The 15,879-nt window shown below is 41.9% G+C and carries 12 protein-coding genes; 7 read left to right on the top strand and 5 right to left on the bottom strand.

The window, feature by feature from the left end; translation table 11 throughout:
- Window positions 1-319: 319 nt before the first annotated feature.
- Together glgX and H6G08_RS19310 are read right to left on the bottom strand one after the other, a co-directional pair.
- Window positions 320-2,305 (bottom strand): glycogen debranching enzyme GlgX, encoded by a 1,986-nt coding sequence (gene glgX, locus H6G08_RS19315; protein WP_190545823.1) that lies wholly within the window; start codon window positions 2,303-2,305, stop codon window positions 320-322.
- Window positions 2,306-2,464: 159 nt separating this feature from the next.
- Complete coding sequence (locus H6G08_RS19310; protein WP_190545821.1) at window positions 2,465-2,719, bottom strand: hypothetical protein; 255 nt, start codon at window positions 2,717-2,719, stop codon at window positions 2,465-2,467.
- A 351-nt stretch (window positions 2,720-3,070) separates the two neighbouring features.
- On the opposite strand from H6G08_RS19310, the gene glpK reads away from it, so the two are divergent.
- Complete coding sequence (gene glpK / locus H6G08_RS19305) at window positions 3,071-4,555, top strand: glycerol kinase GlpK (protein ID WP_190545819.1); 1,485 nt, start codon at window positions 3,071-3,073, stop codon at window positions 4,553-4,555.
- Window positions 4,556-4,918: 363 nt separating this feature from the next.
- On the opposite strand, the gene H6G08_RS19300 is transcribed toward glpK, so the two are convergent.
- Complete coding sequence (locus H6G08_RS19300) at window positions 4,919-5,293, bottom strand: hypothetical protein (protein ID WP_190545817.1); 375 nt, start codon at window positions 5,291-5,293, stop codon at window positions 4,919-4,921.
- A gap of 944 nt (window positions 5,294-6,237) precedes the next feature.
- On the opposite strand from H6G08_RS19300, the gene H6G08_RS19295 reads away from it, so the two are divergent.
- Entirely contained in the window at window positions 6,238-6,447 is a 210-nt protein-coding gene (locus H6G08_RS19295) for a hypothetical protein (protein WP_190545815.1), read from the top strand.
- A gap of 39 nt (window positions 6,448-6,486) precedes the next feature.
- The gene (ychF, locus tag H6G08_RS19290) at window positions 6,487-7,578 is read left to right on the top strand and encodes a redox-regulated ATPase YchF (protein WP_190545814.1); all 1,092 of its coding nucleotides are present in this window, start codon (window positions 6,487-6,489) and stop codon (window positions 7,576-7,578) included.
- A gap of 200 nt (window positions 7,579-7,778) precedes the next feature.
- On the opposite strand, the gene H6G08_RS19285 is transcribed toward ychF, so the two are convergent.
- Both H6G08_RS19285 and pap read right to left on the bottom strand, forming a co-directional pair.
- The gene (locus H6G08_RS19285; protein WP_190545812.1) at window positions 7,779-9,692 is read right to left on the bottom strand and encodes an alpha-amylase family glycosyl hydrolase; all 1,914 of its coding nucleotides are present in this window, start codon (window positions 9,690-9,692) and stop codon (window positions 7,779-7,781) included.
- 516 nt (window positions 9,693-10,208) lie between these two features.
- The gene (gene pap / locus H6G08_RS19280) at window positions 10,209-11,720 is read right to left on the bottom strand and encodes a polyphosphate:AMP phosphotransferase (protein ID WP_190545810.1); all 1,512 of its coding nucleotides are present in this window, start codon (window positions 11,718-11,720) and stop codon (window positions 10,209-10,211) included.
- A 328-nt stretch (window positions 11,721-12,048) separates the two neighbouring features.
- Here pap and H6G08_RS19275 point away from each other — a divergent pair, with 328 nt between their 5' ends.
- The 4 genes from H6G08_RS19275 to H6G08_RS19265 all read left to right on the top strand — a co-directional run bounded on the left by H6G08_RS19275 (window position 12,049) and on the right by H6G08_RS19265 (window position 15,862).
- The gene (locus H6G08_RS19275; RefSeq protein ID WP_190545808.1) at window positions 12,049-13,269 is read left to right on the top strand and encodes an alpha/beta hydrolase family protein; all 1,221 of its coding nucleotides are present in this window, start codon (window positions 12,049-12,051) and stop codon (window positions 13,267-13,269) included.
- Between the two features lie 158 nt (window positions 13,270-13,427).
- Window positions 13,428-13,559, top strand: coding sequence for a hypothetical protein (locus H6G08_RS38225; RefSeq protein WP_277877841.1), 132 nt, complete (start codon window positions 13,428-13,430; stop codon window positions 13,557-13,559).
- 5 nt (window positions 13,560-13,564) lie between these two features.
- Entirely contained in the window at window positions 13,565-14,614 is a 1,050-nt protein-coding gene (locus H6G08_RS19270) for a tellurite resistance TerB family protein (protein ID WP_190545806.1), read from the top strand.
- Window positions 14,615-15,157: 543 nt separating this feature from the next.
- Window positions 15,158-15,862, top strand: a complete 705-nt coding sequence (locus tag H6G08_RS19265; protein ID WP_190545804.1) for a hypothetical protein — start codon at window positions 15,158-15,160, stop codon at window positions 15,860-15,862.
- The last annotated feature ends 17 nt before the right edge of the window (window positions 15,863-15,879 follow it).

The raw sequence follows: 15,879 nt of genomic DNA, 5'->3' as shown, positions 1-15,879 counted from the left end.
TCTGAAGTATTGCGTTTTCTTCCTCAATAATGCTGAATTTCTGCTGAAAAATTGGGCGGGAAAATTCTCAGGAAAAACTCATGGTGATAGATGACACATATAGGCAGCAGGGGGGCAGGGGGCAGGGGGCAGGGGGAGAATTATTATGAATTTTGAATTCCATCTAGCTCCCATGCTCTGCGTGGGAGCGAAAATCGTGGGGCTGTTGCCTCAATTTATCAGATAAGAGGCAGCAGCCCACGAATACGCATTTCCAGCCTCCGGCTGGAAACGAGATAATCTTAATTTTGAATTTTGAATTTTGAATTTTGAATTGGTATTAGAATTTCTCGACGGCTAACCAAGCACGTAATACTTCTGCTACTGTCCATGCTTGAGCAATACAACCTCTGGGTGTTATTGGTACATCCCCATCAAAAATTTCGCTGAGACTACCAACACCTTGGGCGTTCAGGTGATTTGCCATTGGTTCTAGGAACTGACGCGCAATACCTGGATTTTGATAGACACGTAAATGGGCGAAGACAAACGCACCTAATAACCATCCCCACACTGTTCCTTGATGATAAGCTCCATCACGCTGATAGCGATCGCCTCCGTAAATGCCATGATATTGGGGATGATGGGGAGATAGCGATCGCAATCCGTAAGAGGTGAGTAACATCCGCCCGCAAATATCCACTACTGCTTTTTGTTGGGCTGGGGTAAGGGGGCTTTCGCTTAAGGATACAGCAAAAATCTGGTTAGGGCGTAGAGATGCATCATCACCATCGGGACTATCTAGGACATCGTAACAGTAGCCTTGCTCCTGATTCCAAAAGCGAGCAAATCTAATTTCTGCCCGATTGGCGATCGCTTCATATTCTTGATGTGGTTTACCCAATTGGCGGGCAAACTTTGCCATTGTGCGTAGAGCATTATACCACAAAGCATTGACTTCTACAGGTTTACCAATTCGCGGCGTGACTACCCAATCTCCCACTTTGGCATCCATCCAAGTGAGTTGTACCCCTGTTTCCCCGGCGTAAAGTAAACCATCGCTAGCATCTAGGTGAATGTTGTAGCGCGTACCGCGACAATGCCAATCAATAATTTCTGCCAAGACGGGGAATAATTCCATGAGTAAATCATCATCCTGGGTGGCGTGAAAGTAAGCGCGAATCGCTTCAAAATACCACAGAGTTGCATCAACTGTGTTGTATTCTGGTGTTTCACCTGCATCAGGGAAGCGATTGGGTAACATTCCTTGGTCTACATACCTGGCAAAAGTCCGCAGAATTGCCCGCGCTACCTCTGGGCGACCAGTAGATAGGGTTAAACCTGGTAAACTAATCATCGTATCCCGTCCCCAGTCACTAAACCAGGGATAACCAGCAATGATAGTCTTGCCATAGGAGTTTTCTGGTAGGGAACGATTGACGATAAACTGGTCAGCAGCTAAGACTAAACGATTAATCCAAACAGGAGAATTAGGCGCATTTAAAGGTCGTTGAGATTTCCACAAATCGATTAACTTCTGTTCTTGGGCTTGACGCTGTTTCAGCGCTACTTCTCCATTTAAATCTGCTTGCTTGTGAGTGCTAGCTACAAAGGTCAGCGATTCTCCAGCATTGAGGGTAACTTCAAAGGTTGCAGCGTGGAGATGATCTTCTTTGTCGCTCAATCCCCGATATCGTTCTACTGCTAGGTCAAAGTTATAATACCAATTGTGAACTGGCGAAGCATTACCCTGGTTACTCAGCAAATACAACGGTACAGCACCAGGATAAGCAGTCACACAAATTCCTTGCTCTACTGGCTCAATCAACATCTGCCAGCCGTTGCTGTGAGTATCGCTGTGATAATCGCGGTAGTTAACCAAGGCTTTCAGCGTTAATTTAAGCGGTTGGGTAGCGCGACGCAGGACATATTGCACATAGGTTGTATTCGCCCCTTGCTGCATCCATACCCGTTTTTCTAACAAAGCATCAGCGACAGCAAAACGCCAGACGGGAATTGTCCCTTCCTGGGAAAAACGTTCAATATGTTGATAGCCATGAGGGTTAAGGCTACCATCTGCCCAGCGATTAATATATAGAGAATAAGGGCGATTATCGTATAGGGCAGTTTCATCTAGTTTAGCCAGCAGTAAAGTGCGACCTAAAGGCGGTTGTAATGCTGCTACTAGTAAGCCGTGATAGCGACGGGTTAATAAACCTGCTACCGTTCCCGAAGCATAACCACCAATACCGTTAGTAACTAGCCATTCCCGTGATTCTGCGGTGTCGAGATTGCCGCAGATTTCCCGCCCAAATTCAGTACACATAAGTCAACACTCTGTCTGGCGATGAATATTTGAATTATCAAGAAAGGCAGAGGGACGGAGGCAGAAGGCAGAAGGGAATTCTGTTTCCTACTCTCTGCCACGACCGAAAGGGAGTAAGGGTTTTAAACCCCCACTGAACAAGAGTTCAGGGCTGCCAAGTCATGAGGAGTTTAAATCCCCTTTTGACTTGAGCCTTCTGCCCTCTGCCGTCTGCCTTCTGCCTTCTTCAACAGTTGTCAATACCGTAGCTTGTTGAGAGTGGTATAAAAGTTGATGCAAGCGCCAAATTTTCGTACAACCCAATTGAGATTTTAGCTCTTTTCGGCTAACTATTATGGTTAACTCATGTAACTTAAATAACAAGAAGTCGGCGGGAAAGTTCACTCCTTGGTGGGATGAATAGCTATTGGGCATTGGGCATTGGGCATTGGGCATTGTTAACTCATGCTCTGCCTTATTCCCTATGTTCGCACTACGGAATATTGGTAATTTATTTTTTGTAAGTCCCTAAGTCTTAAGCAATTCAAATTATGTTGGCGACACATCAATATATTCTAGAGGTCATGGCAGTGCCATGCCCCTACAATCTGTCGCATTATTTTATAGGAAAAAGTTAGGTTTAAAACCTCGCCCCTAGTGGGCGAAAAAATCCTTGTTTCCCAAGGTAGGCTTCGCCGTGAGCGTCAGCCGAACGGTAACAAACCCATCTCTTGTGGGTGGCTGTCTTTAATTTTGAATTTTGAATTTTGAATTTTGAATTGATTCATGACTAAATATATTCTGGCTTTTGACCAAGGTACAACTAGCTCGCGCTCGATTATATTTAACCGCAATGGCGATATCCTGACGATCGCGCAGAAGGAATTTCCGCAAATCTTTCCCCAACCTGGCTGGGTAGAGCATAATCCAGAGGAAATTTGGTCTTCGCAGGTTGGGGTGGCAAATGAAGCTTTAGCACGGATTGGGATTAAGGCGAGTGATATTGCAGCGATTGGGATTACTAATCAGCGAGAAACGACGCTAGTTTGGGAGCGCCAAACAGGGAAGCCGATTTATCATGCTATTGTTTGGCAAGATAGACGCACGGCGGCAGAATGCGATCGCCTAAAAGCTGCTGGTTATGAGACAATATTTCAGCAGAAAACCGGATTAGTCATCGATGCGTACTTTAGCGGGACTAAAATTAAGTGGTTGCTGGATAATGTCCCAGAAGCGAGAGAAAAAGCTGAACGTGGTGAATTAGCCTTTGGCACCGTTGATAGCTGGTTGATTTGGAAGCTAACTCAAGGGGAATTGCACGTTACAGATGTGACGAATGCTAGCCGAACTTTACTATTCAATATTCACACTCAACAATGGGACGATGAATTACTAACTATTCTCGATATTCCCCGTTCCCTGCTTCCCCAAGTGCAGAGTTCATCACAGGTATATGGATATACATCTGAAGGTCTGTTTGGCAGTCGCATTCCCATTGCGGGAATTGCCGGAGACCAGCAAGCAGCTACCTTTGGGCAAGCATCCTTAGAATGTGGCATGGCAAAAAATACTTATGGCACTGGTTGTTTTTTACTCTTAAATATCGGTAATCAACCAATGCTATCTCAACACAAACTGCTCACTACAATTGCCTGGTCAATTAACGGACGCACCAATTATGCTTTAGAAGGTAGCGTATTTGTAGCTGGGGCGGTTGTGCAATGGCTGCGTGATGGACTGGGAATTATTAAGCACAGTGCAGATGTAGAAACCCTTGCTAGCAATGTACCTGATAACGGTGGCGTGTATTTTGTCCCGGCTTTTGTCGGTTTAGGCGCACCTTATTGGGATAGTTACGCCAGGGGCACAATTGTCGGTTTAACTCGCGGTTCCACCAGCGCCCATATTGCCCGCGCAGCTTTAGAAAGTATTGCCTATCAAACGGCTGATGTGATTGAAGCCATGCGTCAAGATTCCCAACTGGAACTTTCGGAACTGCGGGTAGATGGCGGTGCATCCCGTAACGATTTATTAATGCAATTTCAAGCTGATATTTTAGGCGTGCCTGTAGTTCGTCCCAGAATTACCGAAACCACGGCTTTAGGCGCTGCTTATTTAGCCGGTTTAGCGGTTGGTTACTGGCAAAGCGAAGCAGAAATTACCCAGCAATGGCAGGTAGAGAAACGCTTTGAGCCAACCATGAATCAAGAGCAACGGTTAACATTATTACATGCATGGCGACAAGCGATCGCCCAGACGAGGCATAGGTAGCAAAGGGCATGGGGCATGGGGCATGGGGCAGGGGGCAGGGAGCAGGGGGAATAATAATAGTAATTTAAACAAAGAATACGAAAGATTGTAGGGGCATGGCACTGCCATGCCCTCTTCCCTTCTGCTAGTTGAAAGAGTTATTTCTCCCTTGTCCTCCTTGTCCCCCTTGTCCTTTTATAATGTGGCGATGAAAATTATTTCATCAAGCCTACCCTCTGCCTTTGTTGTTACAGCATCTTCCTGTAAATAGACCACGCTGTAGGGGCACGGCATCAGTAAAATTATTGTATGTACCAAAAGATTGTCGGTGTTCCCTACGATAGATGTGGTTCAAATGGGTGAAAACTGCTGTAACATCAGCAATCATTCACTTGGCTCATTACTAACAATTGGAGACTCACCGCGCAACCCCTTGCGGCGTTTGTTTTTAGGAACCCCTCCTGCCATACCATACTCTGCACTGCTTTTGCCATATTTAACACCAATACCCATCAGTATATGTTCGCTCATATCTGCCAAATGCTGCTCTGTTTCTAACATGTCTCGGTATAACCTATCTAAGTTAGAAAGCGCAGTGTTATAGGCAGTTTCTTTACTGCGCATGGTTTCAATCAGGCTAGAGTAAGCTGATAAAGTTAATCCACTACCAACATCTACATTTTGATCGATTGAACTTATACCAGCTGCGCGACGCGCTGCATTTTTGAGTACTTGGGAACTTCTTTTTTGTCTAGCCATGAAATGCACCTTTTAATGCGATTATTTGGTTATTAGTTCTGAAATTGGATAATTTCAGCTTCTTTAGCTTAAAAAACTTCCCTACGATCAGCCTGAGAAAATTCTGCAAATTAATTGTCATTTTTGAAACATATAAAATTGATAAACATCTAGGAAATTACTTAAAACAATCAGTAACCCCCAGATTGAGAACTCAATATTAACTTTTGTCTGCGGAATACACTCAAATGAGTTCTCAAATCCCAGATTGAGAACTCAATATTAACTTTTGCCTGCGGAATACACTCAAATGAGTTCTCAAACCCCAGATTGAGAACTCAATATCAACTTTTGCCTGCGGAATACACTCAAATGAGTTCTCAAACCCCAGATTGAGAACTCAAACTCCAGATTGAGAACTCAAACCCCAGTTTGAGAACATTAAACCAAATCCATTCCATAAAAAATTTCTCTCGCTTACCCGACACATCGCCCGCAGGCTATAAGCCTGGGGCTAACGTTACAAAGCCTGCCTCCGCAGGCTAGAGAAATTGAGCCTGCAAAAGCAGGCTTTGTTCAATTAGCCGCACCCTTGGAGGGTGACGGCGGAATTTCGGTATCAGCGAGGAGTCTTACCCCGAACTACATTAAACCAAATCCATTCCATAAAAAATTTCTCTCGCTTACCCGACACACCGCCTGCAGGCTATAAGCCACTGGCTCAAGCTACAAAGCCTGCTTTTGCAGGCTAGAGAAATTGAGCCTGCAAAAGCAGGCTTTGTTCAATTAGCCGCACCCTTGGAGGGTGACGGCGGAATTTCGGTATCAGCGAGGAGTCTTACCCCTAACTCACCAACCAATGCCCTATGCCCAATGCCCCATGCCCAATGCCCATTTAGGAAGATGTCATCAGCTTAACTTTTCATCTAGCGTGAGAAAGTCGCCTAAATTAATTTAGACTTTCTATGATCTACCCAAAAGCCATTTTTATCCCCGAACCACAAATACCCAATCCCGTCCCCAATCCCTTACCTAGCCCAGAACCTGCACCATCGCCAAATATTCCCCAACCTGTACCCGAACCAGTTCCCGAACCCATACCCCAAACTGTTCCCGCACCCATTCCCCAAACAGTTCCCGGAACAATACCCCAAACAATTCCCGAACCGGTTTAAATTATCCTTGGTAATGTAAGCCAACATCGAAAATCTACAATGTTACGAGCCGGAATTGTCGGACTACCCAACGTCGGAAAATCTACGTTATTTAATGCTTTGGTGGCTAACGCCAAAGCCGAAGCTGCTAACTTCCCATTTTGCACCATTGAACCGAATGTCGGCGTTGTCGCAGTACCGGATGAGCGTTTAAATGTTCTCTCGAACATATCCAATTCCGAACAAATCGTTCCCGCGCGGGTTGAATTTGTCGATATTGCCGGTTTAGTTAAAGGTGCGAGTGAGGGTGAGGGATTAGGAAATAAATTTCTGTCCCACATCCGGGAAGTTGATGCCATTGTCCATGTAGTGCGGTGTTTTGAAAATGATGATATTATTCACGTTGCTGGTTCTGTTGACCCAGCCAGAGATGTGGAAATCATTAATTTAGAACTAGGTTTAGCAGATTTAGGACAAATTGAACGCCGCATTGACCGTACCCGCAAATTAGCCAGGACTAGTAAAGAAGCACAATTTGAAGTCACAGTGTTAGAAAAGTTATCTGCGGCTTTAAATGAAGGTAAATCTGTCAGACAAATCAGTTTAACAGATGAAGAAGCGGAGATAATTAAAGGTTTAGGACTGCTGACAAATAAACCCATAATTTACGCCGCCAATGTTTCTGAAGATGACTTAGCCACAGGCAATGATTTTGTAGAGAAAGTGCGAGAAATCGCCTCTCAAGAAAATGCTCAAGTTGTCATAGTTTCCGCTCAAGTAGAAGCCGAACTTGTAGAATTACCAGAAGCAGATAAAGCTGATTTTCTCGCATCTTTAGGTGTAGAAGAAGGCGGTTTAAAATCTTTAATCCGGGCTACTTATACTTTATTAGGTTTGCGGACATATTTCACTAGCGGCCCCAAAGAAACCCGCGCTTGGACAATTCACGCCGGAATGTCTGCACCCCAAGCCGCAGGTGTAATTCACTCCGATTTTGAACGGGGATTTATTCGCGCGGAAACTGTCGCCTATGAGGATTTAGTCACATCTGGTTCGATGAATGCTGCCAAGGAAAAAGGCTTAGTCAGAAGTGAAGGTAAAGAATATATTGTCAAAGAAGGCGATGTAATGTTATTCCGATTTAACGTCTAGGGGAATAATACCAATTCAAAATTCAAAATTCAAAATTCAAAATTCAAAATTCAAAATTAAGAAAGCTATCTTTAGTAAGAGTTTTTGAGTTTGGATTTGTTGCTGAATTTTGGCGAAATGGTATACTTCTTGATTACTAACTGTGAAGCTCCGCCTTAATTTAGCAAATTTTTAGGCGGAGCTTCAAAGAACGTGAGAAACTAAGCCCACATATCGCGCCACTTCACAGTACCTTCTTTGGCAACTACCCAGCGCCGGGGTACGCTATTTTCTCGTAAAGGCGATCGCCCTTCGCGCCAAATGGCATATTTATAACTAATTAACTTACCTGCAGTCTCGTTAAAAGGAATTTCGCCAAACCAGGTATTTGTGTTAATATACTCCAAAGGGTAAGCCTTGCTAATATCCCAGTTACCCAACTCTGGACAGTCGCCAGTTACAACAACGGTTTCACCTGGTTGAGTTTGTACGCCGTTTAATTGTACGCGCACAATTGTCTGCCCTTTAATTCTTTCGCCTACATGACTAAAAACAATCACTCCCCGTTCTGCAAGTGTGAGGTTGTGAATTTTGCCGTCTTTAACTTCATACTTTTGCCGAGTGATGATACAAGTATGTTCGCCATCTGGTAGTTCTGTTTCTACTTCCGCTAAAGTGACTTCTCCCCCGCGATTTAACGCCACAAAACATAAAGAATCGCGATAACGGCGCAGGTAGCAATAAACATCCTCAGTTAAATATTTTTGCCAGTGACTACCCATAGATACGGCTGGGTTTAATCGTCGTAAACCAGATAATAATCTCACATAACGATAAATTTTCGTCTCAATATCCCAATTATCCATCATCGGGCGATTGTATGGATCGTTACCGCCATCGGTATCATCGTGAAGATATTGTTCAGTGCCGTAATAGATGCAAGGAATACCGCGACAAGTCATAATTAAAGCGATCGCTACTTTTAACATCGCCGGATCGGGATTCAGCGATTGAAAGCGAGACATATCGTGGTTATCGATAAAAGTAACTAACTCTGTCGCGCCATTATAGCGATGATCTTGGTCAAAGATATATTGAATTGTATGAAAGCCATTTTCTGAACCTTGAGCCAATGCAGCTCTAATCGCCACACACAAGCCAAAGTCTAAAATTGTCATCCCCGAATGATTGGCAAATTCTACAGAGCGATCGTCACTAGGATTGCTATAGATCCATTCACCAAAAATAAACACATCTGGTTTATGATTATACATATCACCAGTAAATTCTTGCCAGAACCAAATCGGCATATGCTTGACAGTATCTACCCGTAGCGCATCTACACCCCTGTCTAGCCATTGTTTAATTGCCGATTTAATATACTGACGATATTCGCTATTATTTTCATTGAAAGTTGCTAACCCAGCCAATTCACAATTCTGGACTTGCCATTCATCTTCCCAATTTTGCACTACACCGTAGTGATGATACCAATTATTCACATCATTATGGAAGTCAGCAATTTTTACCCCATCATCATATAATTCACCTTTGCTACCACTAGTATCTGGGGTACTATGGTTGCAAACAATATCAAGAATTAATTTCATATTGCGCTTGTGCATTTCTGCAATCAAGCGATCGAAAGTAGTATCTTTTGTATCTTGAGTAGCGTTTAAAGAAGGATTTTCGCCCTCAGCAATAAACCGGGGATTGATGCGCTTAAAATCTTTTGTCCAATAACCATGAATCGCCGCATTACCCACAAATAACTCTTCAACTTGCTCAAACAAAGGAGTTAGCCAAATAGCCGTTACTCCCATATTTTTTAAATAATCTAATTTATCAATTACGCCTTGTAAATCGCCACCCCAGTACTTACCCCAGTCTTTTCCTGTAGGATCGTAAAGTTCGGAATTAATCCCTTCACTATTATCGGGATCGCCATCATAAAAGCGATCCACCACAATAAAGTAAATAGTTTCCTGGCGAAATTCAATATCTCTAGTGTAGAGAAATTCTAAATTAATATCTGTTTCTGATGCTGGCGATTTGATAATATTTTCTACTTCTTGATTCGGCGCATCAACCTTATATTGTTCTGGAGAAAATTGAGATGGGGGAGTCTGTACCATGATATTTAAAGTCCTAGATATTCCAAGTTTGTAGTCTGAGAAATAAAAGCTTTGCACCAAGTTTTTGACTGCAAACATGGGTATTATCTAATTATTTTTTTGAGCCAAGCATCTATCTCAAGCTAGTATCAGCCTCATTCTATAGATATAGGAATCCGATTTGATATGCAAACAAAAGGGACAAGGGGGACAAAGAGGGACAAGGAAGATAAATATTTATACTAATTGGGAAAAATGCGACAAATGGTAGGGGCATGGCAATGCCATGCCCTCTAGAATATATTCATGTAGCGCCAATAGTATTTAAATTGGTATTAGGAACTTGCAAATAAAAAAATATTGCGATCGTTACAGCAGATTTCACGTAAATGAGGTACGCGCTTCGGGGCATGGCAGTGCCAGTGCCTCTACAATCAACGATATAATCTGTACTTCACCAACGGGTAATCTGCTATAACTTACCAAACCCACAACTCGTAGGGGCGGGGTTACCCCGCCCCTACAATTTGGCATAATTTAAAACAATAACCGATTGCCTTTTTTACGCCGCTTAATTTCTGCTTGAATAGCATCAACTACAGTTTCAATTACCTTAACTCTAGCGAAATATTTATCATTAGCCGCAACAATTGTCCAAGGCGCATTGGGCGTAGTGGTACGTTGAATCATCTGATTCACAGCAACTTCGTAATAAGGCCATTTTTCCCGATTTCGCCAATCTTCATCGGTGAGTTTGTACTGTTTAAATAAATCATTTTGGCGTTCAGTAAAGCGGTTGAGTTGTTCTTCTGGACTAATATGCAGCCAAAATTTAACTAATACATAACCAGCAGTAGTTAATTGCGCTTCAAATTCATTAATTTCTTGATAAGCCCTGCGCCATTCCACCTCTGCTGCAAAGCCTTCCACACGTTCCACTAATACCCGCCCGTACCAAGAACGATCAAAAATGCCAATTGTTCCTGTAGTGGGTAATCTGCGCCAAAATCGCCATAAATAATGATGGGCTTTTTCTTCATCTGAAGGCGCAGCAAAGGGAAATACAAAGTAACTCCGGGGATCGAGAATATCTGTTAATCGTTTAATTGCCCCACCTTTCCCTGCTGCATCCCAACCTTCAAATAAAACTAACACGGGTATGTGATGTTTGTGGATGCTTAATTGTAATTGACGCAGTTGAATTTGTTCGTTGGCTAATTGCTCGTCATAATCTATTTCTGAGAGACTTTGACTTAAATCAACCTGGGCTAAATAATCTGGTTCTGTGGGTTCTAAATGAGCTTGGGGTGGGAGAATGGGGGTAGGAAGTTGAATTTTCTGTCTATCTAAAGCCGCAGTTAGAGTTGCGGCTAAATGGGTTAATACCTTTACCCTAGCCCAGCGTTGTGAATCACCTTCAACTAAAGTCCAAGGGGCGCTACCAGTACTCGTTTGGGCTAGCATATCTTCAGCATAAGCCCTATAGCGATCGTAATGCTTTTCTTGCTGCCAGTCTTCTTTACGCACCCGCCAAGCTGTGAGGGGATCTTTAGCATATTCTTTGAGGCGACTTTTCAATTCTTTGCGACTTAAATGCAACCAAAATTTTGCGATCGCAACTCCATCATCTACCAACTGGCGCTCAAATGAATTAATTTGTCCCATTAATAGAGGAATTTGGGCGCTAGATACTCGCTCAAATAAACGATCTTCTAAAACATGAGTATACCAACTGTGGTAAAAAATACTAATTACCCCTTTTGCGGGTAATTTATCCCAAAATCGCCACAAAAAAGGATATTGGCGTTCCTCTGGTGTTGCCGCCCAGATAGGATGTACTTTAAATCCTCTGGGGTCAATATAAGATACCATTTGTTTAACTAAGCCACCTTTCCCAGAAGCAGCCCAACCTTCCAAAACCACAATTACAGGTAACTTCTTTTCCCAACAGGCGGTTTGTAGCGTTCGCAGTTGATGCATTAACCTATCAATCTCAGATTTATAGGTTGCTTTGTCTAAGTTTAAGCTTAAATCTAAAGTATCTAGCATAAAAAGTGTTAACTATTACTAAGCTAATGCGTGTCTAAATTGCATAACTACTAATCATGACAGTCAACAGTCAACCGTCAACCGTCAACAGTCAATGCAGAATAGCTGATTGCTGAAGTATAAATAATATGCTGAAAACTCTAGCGATGCTGACAAACAGCTAAGTAAATATAAACTTATTTACATAGATTTTAGGAATTTGGCTGCTAGCTCGTGACAGTATAAATAGCAGTTGTCTTTCTCGCCAAAAGGGCAAGAATTCCACTTTCGTCAATATTACAATCTGCGAAAAATCCCCATAATTTACAAGAAAAATGGTAAAATTTAGATGAGCCAAACATCCACTAATATCAGATTTCCCCAAGGGCGCACAGCTTTTTTACTCATCCACGGAATTGGGCAACAAAATCCCTATGAAACTTTAGACTATTTCGCCCAAAATTTCATTAAATATTTTGAACAAGAAAAATTACCAACAGATTTAGAACATCATATCGCCAAGCGTGAATTTGCTAATGGTGGGCGGTGGATAGAAAGCTTTGTGAGATTAAGCCCGCAGGATGCTACAGAACCAGGATTAATAGATGTTCATGAATATTATTGGGCACCGGATACGGAAAATAAAATTTCTGTGCCGGAAATATTGCAATGGGCAGAGCAGACACTGGACGGTACAATCGAATTTTATAACCGCCCAGAAAATCAAAATTTATTAGATAATTTGCTGGAAAATCGACATCGCCAAGGCTGGTTTAAATTCCGCTTGCGATCGCTTACTATATTTTTACGAATATTTAACTTTATTTACCCATTATTAAGACTATTAATTTTAGTTGCTTTATTAATTGCAGGCCCCTTTCTTAAAGGACGTTATCTGCAATCAGCCTGGAAACTCAGTAAAAAGTTAATCGTTCCCTTATTAATTAATTTTGTTGGTGATGTCGCCATCTACACCAAAACCGACCCCAAATCACCTTACCAAAAAATCCGCCAACAGGTAATTACAGAATGCTTAACTTTACTGCAACAAATTATTAAAGACCCACAAGCCAATTATGACCAAGTAATTATCGTGGGACATTCACTAGGTAGTTGTATAGCCTACGATACATTAAACCAGCTTTGTATAGAATCCACCCTTGCTGGCGACTTGGGTAAAAGTATGGATATTGACAAACTCAAAGGATTAGTCACCTTTGGTTCCCCGTTAGATAAAATCGCCTTTTTCTTTCGGAATGTCGCTCAAGAACAGCAATATATTCGCCGCAGAATTATCCAACACCTCAATTCCTTCCGCATCAAACCAGAATTAGTCACAAAAAGCACTAGCAATTATTTAGGTAAAAATCCCGTAGTTTGTCAACTAGAGCATATTTCCTGGGTAAATTATTATCACCTACAAGACCCCATAAGCGGTAACCTAGATTACTACGAAAATCTCATTAATGAAGAAATGACATATAAAACTTCCTGGGGTGCTTCAGGACATTTAGGTTACTGGACTGATATGAAGTTTTATGAAAGTATTGCTAAATATTTTCTTTATTAGTCATTTGTCATTTGTCATTAGTCATTTGTCATTGGTATAGATGTAACACTATTTACGTTTCGCAATATAGTTTGCTTTGTTTTTAGCCAGTTACTTAGCCAATAGCCATTGTCTAATGAAATAATAACTCTTGACTGTTGGCCCATGCCCAATGCCCAATGCCCAATGCCCAATGCCCAATTCACGAATCTTTTGCGGCACAGATTCGCTACATTGCTAAACTGAGACTTGCACGATTCTCTATCAGCATCGGTTGGGCTATGCTCAACCAGCCATTTTTTAGGAGGTAGCAAGTATGAGCAAGTACGATCGCATTTTTGACTCAAAACAGACGACAGAAGAATTTTTGAGTCCAGAGGAAGGAGTAGCAGCGATCGCAGTTATTAGCGCGATCGCTGATTCTTCCATCGAAGAAGTAGACGCAGAAGCCTTAGCTACCGTACTGTGGGACTTTGAGGTATTTGACGAATATTCAGAAGAAGAAATTACAGAAATAGTTTATCGGTTGATCGATATTGCTCAAGCTGATGGACTTGGTGCTTTATTTAATACCGCTAGTGCTGCCCTTAATGATGAGGTAGTATTAGACGCTTATGCAGCAGGCGCGATCGTCCTGTTAGATGAAGATTTAACCATCGCTAGCGATAAAGAGCCATTTCTGCAACATTTACAAAAGGCTTTAGATATAGAAGATGAAGAAGCACAAGAAATAGTTCAAGAAATCATTGCAGCAATTGAAGAAGCAGAAAATGGCAACTTTGGAGATGATGACGTAGAAATTATCTTAGTCCAAGACTATGGTGACACAGTATATAGATCGCCTTTAGCAAACTTTTCCGTTCCCATTCCTGTGAGCGCCGAAGAAGGTGGTAGAATTCAAACCCAAGAAGGAGTAGTTGGCTTTACTGATGATATTGGTAGTTTAGTCAGAATCGATTATTATCCCATTCCCCCCGAACATGAAGAAGAAATCGACTCTTTGGGACTAGAAGAATATCTGCAATCGATTTTAGTCGATCGCTATGTACCCCAGGCTATTTTTGCCCATGTACCCAATGCTGAAGTCAGGTATGGCGAATATTTAGAAAATACCCTAAATGGAGCTTACTATGTATTGGTGGATATGCCCCAAGGGTCAACAATTTCTAAACAAGAATATAATGGCAACGCAAAAAGATTAGATGCGTACCGAGGTTTATTAACCTTTATTAATACTGACTTTTTATACATAGTTAGTAATCAGCGCAGCTTTTTTAACGGTGACAAGCCAGGAACAGTAGAACAAGAAGCTGAGATGCTGAAAAACAAGATTTTAGATTTTGTCAAAAGTATACAGTTCAGTTAAGGAATCCCAAAAAATCAATTCTCCCAACTTCTAGGGGTGGGGTTTTCTCACCCCAAAGAATGATGTGGCTAATAACTTGATGATTAAAATCTTTCTCAGTCCCCTGAAATAATCGGCAAAAGCCAGAAAACCTTACCCAGACAGGCTTTTATTGATTAAAAAAATTTTTCAAAATCTTCAGGACTTTTCCGTAATAGCAAACTGAGCTATTGTAGTTACCTATACCGACACAAAAGTTATAGGATAAAGGTCAGATGGTTCGAGCCAGATGTGATGAATTGTTGAAATTTACAAAAGTAAACAAATCTTGCGGCTGAGATTTACATCACCCGATTGGGTGAGGCTACAGGGTGAAGCAGGAAAAAGCAAAAAGACGGTAATTTAAGATGGCGATGGCAAAATATATAAAATTTTTCAGTTTTCGGTCTTTTGTTTCCTGGACAATATAAATCAAACCTTTGGCCGAGCCTAGCTGCATAAATACTTAGTTAAGTTTAAGTCAGGTGTTGAGAGAGTAGGTAGTTTTGTAAGAGGAGAAGTCGGGTGCTTAACAATATTTCTAAGTTCTGTTCCTCTCGCCAAGCGGTGATTCCAGCAGCAGCTTTGATAATTACCCTTGGTGTGTTTGGCGAACAAATTAAATCGGTACTAAGTCATCCAATCACAATTGATTCTCAAAATCTCTCTGGAAACTATCTTTTACCAAAACCCAGAGAAGTCAAAGCGCAGACAAATAAAGATTATTGGATGAGCGAGAATTTGCAGCAACCATCCGCGCAAGGTTCAGCAGAGGCTTTAAAAGCAGCACCCGAAACTACAGCCCTGGCGACTAAAGCAGAACAATCTGCTTCCGGAGTCAGAAATTTACCAGTAAGTAATTTACCCACAGAAGATGGCCTTTATCTGTATGGTCAATCACCAAAACCAAATCAGCTAGGACAAGGTTATATCATCTTTGAAAAGCGCCAAGCTACAGTCAGAGGTGCATTATATATGCCTAGCTCTGAGTTTAGTTGTTTTCAAGGCACAATTGACCGCTCAGGCGAATTAGCAATGACGGTGAATGCATCCCCAGATGGTAATAATTACCATCCAGTCGCTACAACTAGTACTACACCTAACATTAATGAGGATGCTTTCACTTCTTATCCTTATTCTGTCGCCTTGCAAGATTATCATCAGCTAAAGTCTATTAGTGCTAATGACAGACACATTTTGCAAATGTGTAGTCAAATCTCTCCCAATTGAGCGAGCAAATTAGCTGA

Source organism: Calothrix anomala FACHB-343 (assembly GCF_014696435.1).
In the GTDB taxonomy this organism is placed as follows: Bacteria; Cyanobacteriota; Cyanobacteriia; order Cyanobacteriales; family Nostocaceae; genus Aulosira; species Aulosira anomala_A.
The sequence above is the reverse complement of the archived record's forward strand: the minus strand, read 5'-3'. Positions and strand labels throughout refer to the sequence as shown.

Coding starts and splice junctions, on each gene's coding strand:
- glgX (WP_190545823.1), bottom strand. CDS start 2,305: ATGTGTACTGAATTTGGGCGGGAAATCTGCGGCAATCTCGACACCGCA.
- H6G08_RS19310 (WP_190545821.1), bottom strand. CDS start 2,719: ATGCCCAATAGCTATTCATCCCACCAAGGAGTGAACTTTCCCGCCGAC.
- glpK (WP_190545819.1), top strand. CDS start 3,071: ATGACTAAATATATTCTGGCTTTTGACCAAGGTACAACTAGCTCGCGC.
- H6G08_RS19300 (WP_190545817.1), bottom strand. CDS start 5,293: ATGGCTAGACAAAAAAGAAGTTCCCAAGTACTCAAAAATGCAGCGCGT.
- H6G08_RS19295 (WP_190545815.1), top strand. CDS start 6,238: ATGATCTACCCAAAAGCCATTTTTATCCCCGAACCACAAATACCCAAT.
- ychF (WP_190545814.1), top strand. CDS start 6,487: ATGTTACGAGCCGGAATTGTCGGACTACCCAACGTCGGAAAATCTACG.
- H6G08_RS19285 (WP_190545812.1), bottom strand. CDS start 9,692: ATGGTACAGACTCCCCCATCTCAATTTTCTCCAGAACAATATAAGGTT.
- pap (WP_190545810.1), bottom strand. CDS start 11,720: ATGCTAGATACTTTAGATTTAAGCTTAAACTTAGACAAAGCAACCTAT.
- H6G08_RS19275 (WP_190545808.1), top strand. CDS start 12,049: ATGAGCCAAACATCCACTAATATCAGATTTCCCCAAGGGCGCACAGCT.
- H6G08_RS38225 (WP_277877841.1), top strand. CDS start 13,428: ATGCCCAATGCCCAATGCCCAATTCACGAATCTTTTGCGGCACAGATT.
- H6G08_RS19270 (WP_190545806.1), top strand. CDS start 13,565: ATGAGCAAGTACGATCGCATTTTTGACTCAAAACAGACGACAGAAGAA.